This is a genomic window from Hominimerdicola alba (assembly GCF_900112155.1).
GTDB classification, from domain to species: domain Bacteria; phylum Bacillota; class Clostridia; order Oscillospirales; family Ruminococcaceae; genus Hominimerdicola; species Hominimerdicola alba_D.
Map to the genome: position 1 here is coordinate 108675 of NZ_FOKQ01000004.1, position 15170 is coordinate 123844.

A 15170-nucleotide genomic window follows, 5' to 3' on the forward strand; every position below is an offset into this window, starting at 1 on the left:
TGGATGCGGTGCTTTGTGGCACCGACCTCGTCGGGACAATTATAAAAATCATGTCGCTTATTACTAATTGTTTGTCAACAGGATATTAGCTATTATCTTACAGTAAGGGGAAATGTTCTGCCATAGGATCTGCCACCGTAGTAAGAAATATGAAGATTGCTCGTATCCCATTCGCCGTTGATCTTGGCACAAATCGCAACAATATAATTTTTGTTTGCGGTCAGCTTTGGCGAAGTATATGTCCTGACATCAGCATCAGTCAAAGCCTGTACCTTCCACTTGCCTGCGATCTTTACTGCTATTCCGTACTGCTCAGCACCTTCAACCGCTGTCCATTTCAGGCGGAACTGATGGTATTTTGAACTGTACTCTTCCTTGATCAGCTCAGGATATTTAGTTTTGATGTTATCAGCATCGAGCACATTGAAGTTGCTGCCGCTATTCAAAGCACTCCAATATGCAGATGAATCCATATAACAATTTATCATAAGCTGCTTTGAGGGCTTGTAAGAATCTGAAACCTCATCATAATCACCAAATGCATCATAACCCACGGTGACATTTTTAGGGATCGTAACACTTCTCCAGTCTTTACTACAGCCACTAAAAGCACCTGTTCCTATTTCCTCCACACTATCAGGTATAACTACATTCTTAATAAGTGAGCAATTTCTAAAAGCTGCATCACCTATACGCACCAGATTTTTCGGTAATGTAACACCGCTAAGCAGATGGCAGTTTTTAAAAGCACAATCATTTATGACCTCAACACTATCGGGTATTTCAACGCTCTCCAAGCTGCTGCAATCTTCAAAAACACTATATCCGATATTCTTCAGCTTCTTGGGTAATGTGATACTTTTAAGATTCAGGCAACCAGCAAAAGCACCATCGTCTAAATATTCCAGGTTTTCAGGCAATTTGATGCTTTCAAGGCTTTCACAATCATGAAATGCACACATATCAATTTCCGTAACACTATCGGGTATGACAACGCTTGTCATGATCTTTCTATTATAAAATCCCATACCACCAACTCTTGTTACAGGCGCACCATTTATCTCGGCGGGTATCTCGACCTCTGTTGCTCTGGGATCCATGAATTCTAATACCCAAACAGTGCCATCTTCCTGCATAGTACACATAAACTCGCCATATGAAAAATATTCACTTTCACTAGCCGAAGCTACCACACTGTTGTTAACTACTGTGTTTGGCAGAGCCGCACCGCCGAATGCGAATGTCAGCGCCAGCAGACCTGCTACGATTTTTTTGTTGTTCATTTTATGAACCCTCCTAATAAAAAAATTTTATTTAAACGACATGAATCCCGACTTTTACAACTACTTATCCTGACTGTTGGTGCAATGCTTTTAGGCATTTACCGTGTCGTGATAAGTATGAATAGTTATGTCGCTTAATGTTAATTATATTACTTTTTAAACTTTATGTCAACAGTCTATTTTAACATTAACCGCCTGTAAAAATAAACTCTATCCTGTTGATTTCAGTAATTTCACATTAGCATTCGACCATTGCTAAGATGACTGTATCCCGCTTACTGATACCATTTCGCTGTTGTTTATTGCTATATCCGACTATGCTTTAATTCTAGTTCGGATTAAGAATCGACAGTTATGATACAACCTTAATGTTCATTATTTGTTATTTTTGAGTTTAAATTAACCTATAATTATTTTAACATATTCGTTATTAAAAGTCAATGGATCCTCCCATATATCATCCACGATAGCCGATTGATATTTTGACATACCCCATCAGCTTTATGAATGTCGGGAAGATCCATTCGACATTAAGTATTAATTATTATGTTTTATAATGGTATCAGAATTACCTTATAGTAAGTGTGAATGCCCTGTTGTTATCCCACTTGCCATTATATCGCTCGTGAGATTTACTGAAATGCCTTATTTACGTTCCTGTATCTCACTTAACGGTAACAGTTACAGCGTCATAGACAGCATCCTTTACATTCCACTTACCGTTTACCCTAGCTGCAACAGCTACTTTATAGGTCTTGCCGGGTGTAAGGTTCTTGGGAGATGTGAAAACAGTAACATCGGCAGGGATAGAACTAGTCCAAACTCTCCACTTTCCTGAAAGATATACAGCGATGCCGTACTTTTCGGCATTCTCATAAGGCTTCCATCTTAAACGTATCTGGTGATATTCTTCGCTGAGTTCAGCTTTGATGACCATCCTCTTCGGAGGGGGACAAGCAGGAAGTTTTTCATCGATCAGCTTGTAATTCAAGCCGTTTGCTATTGCATATTTCTCGGCAGCTGAGTTTGCGTAGCAATTGATGGTCACGTCCTCTAAGGGCTTAAATTTTTCTTCCTTTGAATCATAGTAAGAAAATACATACTCATTTATTTCAGTTACACTTGCGGGAATTGTAACGCTTTTAAGACTATGGCAGTTTGTAAATGCATATTCTCCTATGGTTTTTACACTATCAGGTATAACAACATTTTCAAGGCTATGGCAGGCTAAAAAGGCACAACCACCTATTTTCTCCACTCCTTCCGGTATAGTAATACCTTCAAGACTTACACAATCTGAAAACACACCATGACCTATTTCCTTCAAGCCTTTTGGTAATGTAACACTTTTGAGAGCATAACAGCGATAAAAAGCCTCTCCCCTGATATTTTCAACACTATCGGGTATTACAATACTCTCAAGACAACGACACTCCAAAAAAGTATCAGTTATTATTTCTTTCAATCCATCCGACAATGTAATACTTTTAAGGTTCATGCAGTAACTGAACGCGCCTTTATCGATAAATTCCACGCTATCGGGGATAACAAGGCTCTCAATACTTTCACACCCGGAAAAAGCGTAATATCCAATTGTCTTCACACCATCAGGTATAACGATGTTCTTAATTTTTCTACATTGCTCAAAAGCACGATCATCTATATATTTCAGATTTTTTGGTAATGTGATACTTTCAAGTTCAAAGAGACAATCAAATGCACCTTCTTTGATCACTGTAACACTATCCGGTATAACAATACTTTTAATATATGGGTTGTAATAATCAAAAGCATCTTCACCAATGCTTGTTACAACTGCGCCATTTATCTCGCCCGGTATCTCGATCTCGTCAGTTGAAAAATGACCCTCTACTATCTCAGCAGTGCCATCTTCACGCAGAATATACTTATAATCGCCGTATCTAAGTACCTCTGCATCCTCTTCACTTGCCGAAGCTACCACACTGTTGTTAACTACTGTGTTTGGCAGAGCTGCACCGCCGAATATGAATGTCAGCGCCAGCAGACCTGCTACGATCTTCTTGTTGTTCATTTTTGTGTCCTCCTAATATAAAAATATTTATATAAACGACATGGACCCGACTTTAATATTATCTTTTTCAGATTTTAGTAACTGCTTATCCAGATTGTATCGAGATAAGTATTAGGATCATGTCGTTTGATTTTTTAATGACTCTTAGATATTATCTTACAGTAAGAGTAAATGCTCTGTTATTGAGAGCAGAAGTATCCCACTTGCCGTTTACCTTAGCACAGATAACGACCTGATAACTCTGATCCGAGGTCAGCTTGGGCGAAGTGTATGTTGTGGCAGCAGCATCGGTGTATGCCTGTACCTTCCACTTGCCAGCAAGCTTTACGGCTATGCCGTACTGCTGTGCACCTCCCACTACTGTCCAGTTCAGGCGGAACTGACGGTATTTTGAACTGTATCCTTCCTTTATCAGCTCGGGATATTTTGTTTTGCTATCCTTAGCATCGATAACCTCGAAGCTGTTGCCGTTTTCCAGAGCATACTTATGTGCAGCTGAATCCTTGTAGCAATTAATTACCAAATCTTTTAATGGCTTGAAATAATAATCGGAAGAATCATCTTCACTTTCATCGGTATAATACACTTTCGAAAAAGCATCGTCACCTATTTTGGTAACACTTGCGGGAATTGAAATGCTTTTAATAGCAAGGCAGTTTCCAAAGGCATCTGCCCCTATTTCTTCCGTTCCTTCAGGCAAAGTTATACTTTCAAGTTCCTGACAGTTTGCAAAAGCGGAAGCCCCTATTTTCTTCAAGCCTTTCGGTAATACGATACTTTTGAGTTCCTCACAAGAACTAAATGCCCCTGAACCGATACTTTCAACACCATCAGGCATAACAACATTCTCAAGTCCAGTGCATACAAAAAATGTACCATCGCTTATCTGCTTCAAGCCTTTCGGTAATGTTATACTTTTAAGACTGTTACATTCCCAAAATGCCAATTCACCTATATATTCAACACTATCGGGAATAACAATGCGCTCCAAACTATTGCACATATTAAAAGCTCCCGCCCCAATTGTCTTCACACCATCAGGGATAACAATGCTCTTAATTTCTACACACATTGAAAAAGCTCTTTCACCAATGCTAGTTACAGCCACACCATTCATCTCAGCGGGCACCTCGATCTCTGTGTCAGAACTGTTGTAAAAGTCGTAAGATGTTATCTCAGCAGTACCGTCTTCAAGCAGCTTGTACTCATAATCGCCGTATCTAAGTACCTCCGCTTCTTCACTTGCCGAAGCTATCACGCTGTTGTTAACTACTGTGTTTGGCAGAGCTGCACCGCCGAATACGAATGTCAGGGCCAGCAGACCTGCTACGATCTTCTTGTTTTTCATTTTTGTGTCCTCCTAAATTTGTTATATAATTAACAAACGACATCTCACTTTCGCCCATTCCGACCGAATGCGCTGTTTTGGCGGCACTGATCGGATCAAACGCGAAAGATCATGTCGTTTGATAGTAATTATATATCTTTTTTTACTTTGTGTCAATTGACAGTTTTAACATTTATGACAATATCTGTAAATACTCTGCTGTTGATATATGACTATTCCCATTGGCCGCTATATCACACGTGAGATTTACTGAAATGCCGTATTTACGTTACTGTATATCACTACTTAACGGTAACAGTTACAGCGCTCTTGATTGGGTCAGTTGTATTCCACTTACCGTTCACCCTAGCAGCAACTGCGACCTTATAGGTCCTGCCTGGTGTAAGATTCTTTGGTGTAGTGAATGTTGTGGTCGAAGCGGGGATAGAACTGGTCCACACTCTCCACTTCCCCGAAAGATATACAGCGATGCCGTACTTTTCAGCGCCACTAATAGGATCCCAGCTGAAACGTATCTGATGATACTCCGCACTGCATTCAGCTCTTAACATATTAGGAGGGGGACAATTAGGGAGTTTTTCATCGATCAGCTTATAATTCAAATCGTTTGCTTTTGCATATTTCTCGGCAGCTGAGTTTGCGTAGCAATTGATAATCACGTTCTTTAATGGCTTATAGCTATCATCGTGTGTATCATATTCTGAAAATGCCTCTTCACCTATCTCGGTAACACTAGCGGGAATAGTAACATTATTAAGATCTGTACAGTATCCGAAAGCAGCTTCACCTATATACTTCAGGTTTTGGGGCAGAACAATGTTTTTGAGGTTCGTGCAGCTGTTGAATGTTCCCACCTCAATGCGTTCAACACCATCAGGTATGACCACATTGTCAAGTGCAACACACTCCGCAAAATTGGTCTCACCTATATACTTCAGATTTTTTGAAAATTTGATACTTTTAAGATTAAAGCAGCTGGTAAATGCATATCCCTTGATAGTAGTTACGCTATCAGGCATAATGACGCCGGTGATATCGAAATTGCCTTCAAATGCTGACTCACCAATACTAGTTACTGCCACGCCGTCTATCTTATCGGGTATCGTGACCTCTGTATCTTCGCCCCTGTATCTTGCGATCTCAGCTGTACCGTCTTCCAGAAGCCTGTACTCATAGTCATCAAATGCAATTGTTTCTGCACTTGCTGTAATAACCGTGCTGTTGTTTGCTGCACCGGGCAGGAATGTACCACCGAATACGAATGTCAGTGCCATCAGACCTGCTATGATCTTCTTGTTGTTCATTTCATTACCTCCGAATCTTTTGAATAGATAAATAAAACAAACGACATAAAACATTCGCTTGTCCCGACCGCAGAAGGTGTGTTTTTGCTGTGTCATCGGGATAAGTGTGAAATAATATGTCGTTTGATAATTATTATATATCTTTTTTAATAGTATGTCAACAGTATATCACGATATTACTTTACAGTAACTGTGATAGCGTTCTTTATAGCATTGGATGTATCCCAAGTGCCGTCTACCTTAGCTGCGATAGCCACCTTGTAGGATTTTCCCGGAGTCAGGTTCTTGGGAGTGGTATAACTTACAGATGTAGCGGGTATCTTCTGGGTCTGTATTCTCCACTTGCCTGCCAGATATACAGCTATGCCGTACTGCTGTGCGTTCTCCACCTTGTCCCATGTAAATCTTATCTGGTGATATTCTTCGCTGTAATCGACCTTGATGTTTGTGGGATATGTGGGCTTCGCTGCATCCAACAGCTCGAATTTCAGCTTGTTTGTTACTGCATATTTATGTGCTGCTGAGTTTGTGTAGCAGTATACGGTTACTTTGCTTGCAGGATTAGATGTCTGAGTAATGGAATTAGAATTGGTGACCATATTATCACCTATCTCAGTAACACTTGCAGGTATAGTTATGCTCTCAAGATCGCTGCATCCTGAAAAAGCACTTGCTCCGATACTTTCAACGCCATCAGGTATAACAACAGTTTTAAGAAGTATGCAAGCATTGAAGGCAGACTGACCGATAGTTTTCAGATTTTTCGGCAATGTGATGCCTGCTAGACTATTACAGTCTTCAAAAGCACTTGCGCCGATAGACTCCAGATTTCTGGAGAATGTAACGCTTTCCAGACCATCACACGCTGAGAATGCCTTATCTTTGATGCTCTCTACAGAATCAGGGATAACAACGCTTTTGAGCTTTTTACAATTTGCAAAAGTACTTTCTTCAACAGATGTTATGTATTTTGATAAGTTGACGCTTTCAAGGGCTGAGCAGTTATCAAAAGCAGAAGCACCGATAGAAGTTACGCTGTTGGGTATAGTTACCTTTTTAAGGCTTTCACAGAAAGCAAAAGTAGCTTTTCCTATAGTCTCCAGATTTGCGGATAACGTTACACTTTCAAGATTTGTACAGTTAGCAAATTCCGAATTTCCAAGAGATGTAACGCTGTCAGGTAAAGTTACTTTCCTGAGGTTCTCACAATAAGCAAAAGAACCAAATCCGATAGACTGCAGATTTTCGGAAAAAGTTACACTTTCAAGGCTTGAACAATAAGCGAATACATTATCTGCAATGGAAGTTACGCTGTCAGGTATAACGATCTCTTGCAGAGATTCACATTTGACAAACATTGAGGTACTGATAGTTTCCAGATTATTTGACAGAGTTACATCTGCAAGTGCAGTACAGTTTGAGAATGCTGCTACATCAATAGAAACAACACTATCAGGAATAACTACACTTACAAGTGTAGTTATTCCGCTGAAAGCACCTGAACCTATAGCGGCAACACTGACTTCATCGATCTCGCTTGGTATATCAACACTTGCATCAGAGCCAACGTACCTTTTGATCTCTGCAGTACCGTCTTTACGCAGATCGTAAATAAAGTCACCGGATTTTATTGTTGCTGCACTTGCGGTAACAGTTGAGATACTGCTTACTGCGCTGATTGGAACGAGTGTACCGCCAAAAACTAAGGTCAGTGCCAGCAGACCTGAAATTATCTTCTTAGTACTCATCTTTTAACCCCCTGTTATTTTGACCATTTTTTAACCCGTACACCGACAGGACATCTCCTGTCGTTTGATGTATATTATACAACAGTTTTTAGCTTTTGTCAACATATTATATTAATATCATCAAAATACCAAAAACAGCGCCCGATTAACTCAGGCGCTGTTGGCATCATGTCAGATTAAAATCCAAAGGGGATGACTTATACTGTGCGGATATTACTTTACAGTAACGGTGACAGCATTCTCGATAGCACTTGATGTATACCATTTGCCGTCTACTTTTGCTGCGATCGCTACCTTGTAGGTCTTTCCGGGAGTAAGGTTCTTGGGAGTAGTGTAAGTAGTATCAGTGATATTCTGAGCCTGAACTCTCCACTTGCCTGCGAGATAAACTGCTACGCCGTACTGCTCGGCTTTTTCTACTTTATCCCATGTAAATCTTACCTGGTGATACTTCTCGCTGTATTCAACATTGATATTTGTGGGTGTATATCTAAAATAACGAACATAGGTGTTGTTACCTTCATTTTCGATAACTGCGTATAAAAATGAGTATTCTCCATCGGTCACAATGGTCGAAAGGTCATTAACATTCATCCAGCCGTCGCCGTTTGGAAGGTGGGCATTAAGTTTTATGCTTTTGAAATTCTCTCCCAGAGTAATTATTCTCAGGTTCTCACAATCCCTGAACATTTCATTCATACCTGAGTTAAACCGTTCACTCTCTATTACCTTGCTTGTATCAAAGCTGCTCAGATCAAGAACGGTCAGATTTTTACAAGAATCGAACATAGAATACATATTTTCGACATTGCTTGTATCAAAACTACTCAGATCAAGCGAGGTCAGATTCTCACAATGACTGAACATGGATCTCATATCTGTGACATTACTTGTATCAAATCCACTAACATCAAGTGAGATCAAACCATAACATCCATCAAACATATATCCAATATCTGTAACTTTGCTTGTATCAAAACCACTTACATCAAGAGATGTCAGTTTTAAACAATCCCAGAACATTCCAGACATATCTGTGACTTTGCTGGTGTCAAAGCTACTCAGATCAAGTGTGGTCAAGTTTCCACAACCGCGGAACATTCCAGACATATCTGTGACTTTGCTGGTTTCAAAGTTGCTCAGATCAATATAAGTTAAACCGGAACAATTAGAAAACATGGCATCCATTTCCGTAACATTGCTTGTATCAAAGCTACTAACATCAAGAGAGGTCAGATCACGACACCTAGAGAACATGTATGTCATATTTGTCACATTGCTTGTATCAAAGCTGCTAATATCAACAGAGGTCAGCGCTCCACAACCATCGAACATTGCTGACAAACTAGTGACATTGCCAGTGTCAAAACTGCTAAGATCAAGTGTGGTCAGGCTGGAACAACCATCGAACATTTCCATCATATTTCTGACATTGTTTGTAACAAAATTACCCAGATCAATCGATGTCAAATTACTGCAACTACTGAACATTTCCCTCATATTTGTTACATTGCTTGTATCAAAGCTTCTCAAATCAAGAGAAGTCAGCTTATAACACCTGCTGAACATGAAACTCATATCTGTTACATTGCTTGTATCTGCCTTTGAAAGGTCGATAGAAGTACAATTAAAATAGTCCTTAAACAAGTCTCTGCAATCTTCGGGGAAAACTGTTCCTTCCTCAGCTACAACGGAACTTACGATCGGTCCAACGCCCAATTCCCTTAATGCATCAGCGTCAACCTCGCCTCTGAGCGTAAGCACACCTGTATCCAAGTCAAATGAATAACATTCTGACTCAAGATCATAAGCCTGTGCTGTTATGACCGACGCTGTGCTGCTCACTGCTGTGTTTGGCAGAACTGTGCCGCCGAATACTAATGTCAGCGCCATCAGACCTGCTACGATTTTTTTGTTGTTCATAATATGAACCCTCCTATATAAAAAACAATTTAACGACATGGACCCGACTAAAAAATTTTTATCCCGACAATAAAAATTACTTATCCCTGCCACTTGTGCTGTGCTTGGCTACACTGACAAGATCGGGATAAATATAATAGCACATGTCGTCTATAGTTAATTATATTATATTTTTAACTATTTGTCAATAGGCACGTTCAAAATAAAATTGATCTCTGTGAAGATAATTTTACGCGCCGATGGCAGATATATGAGCAATATACGCTCTTGACATATAAAAAAATTATATTGTATAATACATATGACAATATGTACTTTTCGATATAACGGAGGGATAACAATCAAAATACCAAAAACAGCGCCCGATTAACTCAGGCGCTGTTGGCATCATGTCAGATTAAAATCCAAAGGTGATAGCTTATGCTGTGCGGATATTACTTTACAGTAACGGTGACAGCATTCTTGATAGCATTATTTACATCCCACTGACCATTGACTCTAGCTGCGATAGCAACCTTGTAAGTCTTACCGGGGGTGAGATTCTTGGGAGTAGTGTAGGAAGTGCCGGTAATGGTCTGGGTCTGAATCCTCCACTTGCCTGCGAGGTATACTGCGATACCGTATCTGTCAGCATTTTCTACCTTGTCCCATGTGAAACGAATCTGGTGATACTGTTCGCTGTAATCAACCTTAATGTTGGTGGGGTATGTTGGATTTGTTGGATTTGAATTCTGGATCTCAACACTCACATTTTTTGCATAATCGCCGATGTCTGAATTGTAATTTGAACGATCCTGCATCAGTACGAGATTATATATCTTCTTGCGGTCTGTAAGCTTGACGGTCTGCTTGCCTGTACCGTTCATGTATACAGTATTGCCAGAACCAAAGGTTATGTGTGGCGAAGAACAGTCAAAATTACCGCCAACATACATCTTGCCCGCTTTCATCGTAACATTATCTTTAGTTAAATTATAGTAAGTTTTTACAATGAAGTTTCCACTCACATTAACTACATCGTTGCTGTTTGTCATATCAAGACCTGCTTGACTCTCTACAAGTTTGCCACTACTGCTGAGCTTTGCTATCCTGTAATCTCCGATGATATTGAGTTCACCTCCATCCAACTTTGTGGTGCCACCCTGCGCGGTGAAAATGCCCGTGATATTCAGCGTTCCGCCACCTAGGTCGATATCACTTAAAAACTGGGTTACATTTCCTGTAATATTCACCGTTTTTCCATCCATCACCATGCTAGAGATCTTCAGACCTTTTTGAGTTTTGATGTTCAGATCGGAGATGAGTGGTGTTGTTGAATAGAAATATCCCTCCATATCAATTGTTCTGTTATTTGTTACTGTAAGTTTAGCTAACTCTCCCTGGTACGAACATTTGATAGTCTGCATTCCTGTGCCGTTTAGGTTCAGTACGGAGTCTCCCATCATAGTAAAAGCATTATGATTACCTTCATAAATGTAGTCATAAAGATTGCCGGCAACATTGATCGTCCCCGCGGTGATAATATCGTAGGTATACCATCCACTTCTGCCCACCGAGTTTTTCATCTCTGAATGTACGTTCCAAATAAGGTCACCAGTAATGGTTATTGATGCCGAAGAATTCTGCATCACGATATATGCATAAGAACTTGCATTTTCCTTACCTATGTACAGATTGCCCTTTACTATCAGTTTTCCAGTGCCGATATCCAGCATACCCGCAGTCATGTACAGGTCACCGTTAATAGTAAGAGTATTATCGTTGAGGATAATATCGCTGTTAGTTTCTACAGAACCGTCTATCGTCAGATCGGAAGTCAGTTCTTTGACAGATGTCCATGTTTCAACATCAGCAGCTTGCGCTGTTATAACCGATGCTACGTTGCTCACTACATTACTTGGCACAACCGCGCCGCCGAATACGAATGACAGTGCCAGCAGACCTGCTACGATTTTTTTGTTGTTCATAATTGAAGCCTCCATATAATATAATATTTTTTTAAACGACATGAACCCGACTTTTACAATACCTATCCCATCTGTATGCACTAGCTTTTGCAGTACTGACAAGTTCGGGATAAATGAGACAGATCATATCGCTGCTGTTAATTATATTATAATTTTAACTATTCGTCAATTGACGTACTGCAAAATTATGGTATGTTCTTTTAAGAAGTTTTTTGTATGCTAACGGCAATTACATTTATAGGTGATATCCGCTCTTGACATATAAAAAATTATATTGTATAATACATATGACATTATGTACTTTTCGATATAACGGAGGGATAACAATGAATTTGACGCATCTTCGGTACATTGTGGAAGTCGAGCGGCTAGGGTCGATAACCAAAGCTGCTGCGGCGCTTTATATGGGTCAGCCCAACCTTTCAAAGGCTATAAAAGAAATGGAACACGAGGTCGGGATACCGATATTCAAAAGGTCTGCAAAGGGTGTAGTGCCAACGGACAAGGGCAAGGAGTTTTTGCAGTACGCCAAAGCCATACTCGTTCAGCTTGACAAGATGGAAAATCTTTACAAGGACAATGTCAGCAACAGGGTGAGCTTTTCTCTGCTTCTGCCACGTGCAAGCTACATCACCCATGCTTTCACCTGTTTTTTGAACAGGGTATCGGACAGGCAGGCGATGGACATAAAGATAAAGGAAACAAACTCGATGGAAGCTATAAACTCGGTGGTGGAATGCGAGTACGATATGGGCATAATCCGCTATCCCATCGCATACGAAAGCTTTTTTCTGCCACTGCTGGAGGAGAAAAATCTCACGATACACAACAGCTGGGAGTACGACTATGTGCTGATAATGAGTGCGGACAGTCCTCTTGCACGGGAGTCTGAGATAACCGAGGAGACCCTTGAAAAGTACATCGAGATACTTCACGGCGACAATACCGTGCCGAATATATCGGCGGTATATCAGAAGAAAAATGCAGACCTCAATCCTCACAGGCGGCATATTTATGTTTACGAGCGGGGCAGTCAGTTTGATATACTGTCGGATTGTCCCGAATCGTATATGTGGGTTTCGCCCATGCCCCAGGAGATACTTGACCGCTGCAAGCTTGTACAGCGCAGCACGCCGAAAATCCGCAAAACCAACAAGGATGTGCTGATATATCAGTCGAGTTACCGTTTGAGTGCAACGGACAATATGTTCGTGAATGAGCTGGAGAAAGTCCGCGGGGAGATAAGCGTATCTGAATAGGATAGGCGGATATATACACTATACTATTATAATAGTATAGCTGATCACATGATCTTTCGGGAACTGCCAAGGAAACAAAGCGCGCTTTGTTTCCTTGGCAGTTCCCATTATATTGCTTTTCGCAAAAAAATATACCCGTCATTACTGACGGGTATATTCGATATATAAGGACTATATAGTTTAAATGGCTAGTATTATACCACGCCCTGTGCCTTCATAGCCTCTGCTACCTTCAGGAAGCCTGCGATGTTTGCGCCTGCTACCAGGTCATCACCCAGACCATACTCATGAGCTGCCTCGATGGAAGCAGAGAAGATGTTCTTCATGATCTGGTGCAGCTTAGCATCAACTTCCTCGGAAGTCCAGTTGTATCTCATGGAGTTCTGGCTCATCTCGAGACCGGAAACTGCAACACCGCCTGCGTTAACTGCCTTGGAAGGAGCAACGATAGCGCCGTTCTCTCTCAGGTAGGTAACTGCCTCAGCTGTTGTAGGCATATTGGAAACCTCAACATAGTACTTAACGCCGTTTGTGATGATGTTCTTAGCATCCTCGATAGCGACCTCGTTCTGAGTTGCGCAAGGCATTACGATGTCGACCTTCTGCTCCCAAGGCTTCTTGCCTGCGAAGAAAGGTACACCGAACTTGTCAGCGTAATCCTGAACTCTGTTTCTGCAGGAAGCTCTCATCTCCAGCAGGTAATCAACCTTCTCGCCTGTGATGCCGTCCTTGTCGTAGATGTAACCGTCAGGACCGGAGATAGTTACTACCTTACCGCCCAGTTCGTTAACCTTCTTGATAGTACCCCAAGCAACGTTACCGAAGCCTGATACTGCAAAGGTCTTGCCCTCGATGCTGTCGCCGAAGTGCTTCAGGAGCTCTACTGCATAGTAAACTGCGCCGTAGCCTGTAGCCTCAGGCCTGATCAGAGATCCGCCGTACTGCATACCCTTACCTGTCAGAACGCCTACGAACTCGTTTCTGATCCTCTTGTACTGACCGAAGAGGTAGCCGATCTCTCTGCCGCCTACACCGATATCTCCGGCAGGAACGTCGGTATCAGCTCCGATGTGCTTGCAAAGCTCAGTCATAAAGCTCTGGCAGAATCTCATAACTTCAGCGTCAGACTTGCCCTGAGGGTCAAAGTCGGAACCGCCCTTGCCGCCGCCCATAGGAAGGCTGGTCAGGCTGTTCTTGAAGATCTGCTCGAAGCCCAGGAACTTGATAACGGAAGCGCATACTGTGGGGTGGAATCTCAGACCACCCTTGTAAGGTCCGATAGCGGAGTTGAACTGGATACGGAAACCTCTGTTTACCTGTACCTTGCCGTTGTCATCAACCCAGGGAACGCGGAACATAACCTGTCTCTCAGGCTCAACGATTCTGTCAAAAACGCCTGCATCGATAAGGTCCTGTCTCTTGTCAGCAACAGGAACAAGGCTCTCAAGAACCTCATATACTGCCTGGTGGAATTCCTTCTCACCGGGGTTTCTCTTCTCGACCTGCTCGTATACCTTCTGGAGGTACTCATTCTTCAATGCCATTGTAAAAACTCCCATCTTAAATAAATAAAAATTACTGTCAGAGTCCGACTACGGCGTACACTTGTACGCTCCGGACTCACACTGCCCTATTATTATAGCACACTCTTTTTTATTTTGCAAGTATAGAAACACAAAATTTCAGAATATCAGTGAATTTTAGTACATTCGGAATAATTATCGCAAAATAGCTCTTTGTATTTATGCAAATAGTCGGAATAGTTCTGTATATTCAAAATATAATCAGCGAAAAATTTTAAAAATAAATGTCGTTATAGCGCCTGTTTTACGTGTATTTGCGCAAAATGAATTTTATTTCATCGATTCCTGCAAAATCATCATCACACCGATATCGAGATATGTCAGCGGCGGCAATATATGCTGATATCCGTCAGAGAGTATCTGAATTACGGGATATAGTGGAAAAATTTTCCCGTATAAGCATGAAAATATAACCCGATATCTTTACATTTTGCATTTTATATGGTATAATACTTATGACGGAGCCATATTTGCTCCGAATCCGAAACGGACGCGGCGGTGCGTTCTGTTACTGCGGCAGCACGGAGTTCTTTATACCGACTGACATATATCCGGCTTAACCTATGCCATAGGCAGGGCATAAGTCGGGCATTATATGTGATACATAACAGCGGCGGTCATAGGCAGGATATCTGCGGGATATGACCCCAAAAGTATCACCTTATCCAAAGCGGACACTTTCCCTTTCGCACAGGTGCGCAA

Annotated in this window: 9 protein-coding genes; 1 reads left to right on the forward strand and 8 read right to left on the reverse strand. The window is 41.3% G+C overall.

Going from position 1 to position 15170, the window contains the following annotated elements; genetic code table 11:
- Nucleotides 1-92: 92 nt before the first annotated feature.
- The 7 genes from BM265_RS03690 to BM265_RS20540 form a co-directional block, all read right to left on the reverse strand.
- Nucleotides 93-1283 carry a leucine-rich repeat domain-containing protein gene (locus BM265_RS03690; protein WP_074960131.1) on the reverse strand — a complete coding sequence of 397 codons (1191 nt, stop codon included), beginning with the start codon at nt 1281-1283 and terminating at the stop codon, nt 93-95.
- 664 nt (nt 1284-1947) lie between these two features.
- Nucleotides 1948-3336, reverse strand: a complete 1389-nt coding sequence (locus BM265_RS03695) for a leucine-rich repeat protein (RefSeq protein ID WP_074960132.1) — start codon at nt 3334-3336, stop codon at nt 1948-1950.
- Between the two features lie 151 nt (nt 3337-3487).
- Complete coding sequence (locus BM265_RS03700; protein WP_074960134.1) at nt 3488-4684, reverse strand: leucine-rich repeat domain-containing protein; 1197 nt, start codon at nt 4682-4684, stop codon at nt 3488-3490.
- 281 nt (nt 4685-4965) lie between these two features.
- Nucleotides 4966-5988, reverse strand: a complete 1023-nt coding sequence (locus BM265_RS19530) for a leucine-rich repeat protein (protein ID WP_177219534.1) — start codon at nt 5986-5988, stop codon at nt 4966-4968.
- A gap of 176 nt (nt 5989-6164) precedes the next feature.
- A complete protein-coding gene (locus BM265_RS03715; protein WP_074960136.1) occupies nt 6165-7736 on the reverse strand; it encodes a leucine-rich repeat domain-containing protein in 1572 nt (523 codons plus the stop codon).
- Nucleotides 7737-7949: 213 nt separating this feature from the next.
- Entirely contained in the window at nt 7950-9659 is a 1710-nt protein-coding gene (locus BM265_RS03720; RefSeq protein ID WP_074960138.1) for a BspA family leucine-rich repeat surface protein, read from the reverse strand.
- A 434-nt stretch (nt 9660-10093) separates the two neighbouring features.
- Nucleotides 10094-11626: a fibronectin type III domain-containing protein gene (locus tag BM265_RS20540; protein ID WP_242940767.1), complete on the reverse strand. Its 1533-nt coding sequence runs from the start codon at nt 11624-11626 to the stop codon at nt 10094-10096.
- 326 nt (nt 11627-11952) lie between these two features.
- On the opposite strand from BM265_RS20540, the gene BM265_RS03730 reads away from it, so the two are divergent.
- A complete protein-coding gene (locus BM265_RS03730; RefSeq protein WP_074960139.1) occupies nt 11953-12885 on the forward strand; it encodes a LysR family transcriptional regulator in 933 nt (310 codons plus the stop codon).
- Nucleotides 12886-13079: 194 nt separating this feature from the next.
- On the opposite strand, the gene gdhA is transcribed toward BM265_RS03730, so the two are convergent.
- The gene (gene gdhA, locus BM265_RS03735) at nt 13080-14429 is read right to left on the reverse strand and encodes an NADP-specific glutamate dehydrogenase (protein WP_074960140.1); all 1350 of its coding nucleotides are present in this window, start codon (nt 14427-14429) and stop codon (nt 13080-13082) included.
- Nucleotides 14430-15170: the final 741 nt, after the last annotated feature.

What these genes read in the sequence shown, in the direction of transcription:
- BM265_RS03690 (WP_074960131.1), bottom strand. Translation starts at nt 1,283, where the DNA reads ATGAACAACAAAAAAATCGTAGCAGGTCTGCTGGCGCTGACATTCGCA.
- BM265_RS03730 (WP_074960139.1), top strand. Translation starts at nt 11,953, where the DNA reads ATGAATTTGACGCATCTTCGGTACATTGTGGAAGTCGAGCGGCTAGGG.
- BM265_RS20540 (WP_242940767.1), bottom strand. Translation starts at nt 11,626, where the DNA reads ATGAACAACAAAAAAATCGTAGCAGGTCTGCTGGCACTGTCATTCGTA.
- BM265_RS03715 (WP_074960136.1), bottom strand. Translation starts at nt 7,736, where the DNA reads ATGAGTACTAAGAAGATAATTTCAGGTCTGCTGGCACTGACCTTAGTT.
- BM265_RS03700 (WP_074960134.1), bottom strand. Translation starts at nt 4,684, where the DNA reads ATGAAAAACAAGAAGATCGTAGCAGGTCTGCTGGCCCTGACATTCGTA.
- BM265_RS03720 (WP_074960138.1), bottom strand. Translation starts at nt 9,659, where the DNA reads ATGAACAACAAAAAAATCGTAGCAGGTCTGATGGCGCTGACATTAGTA.
- BM265_RS03695 (WP_074960132.1), bottom strand. Translation starts at nt 3,336, where the DNA reads ATGAACAACAAGAAGATCGTAGCAGGTCTGCTGGCGCTGACATTCATA.
- gdhA (WP_074960140.1), bottom strand. Translation starts at nt 14,429, where the DNA reads ATGGCATTGAAGAATGAGTACCTCCAGAAGGTATACGAGCAGGTCGAG.
- BM265_RS19530 (WP_177219534.1), bottom strand. Translation starts at nt 5,988, where the DNA reads ATGAACAACAAGAAGATCATAGCAGGTCTGATGGCACTGACATTCGTA.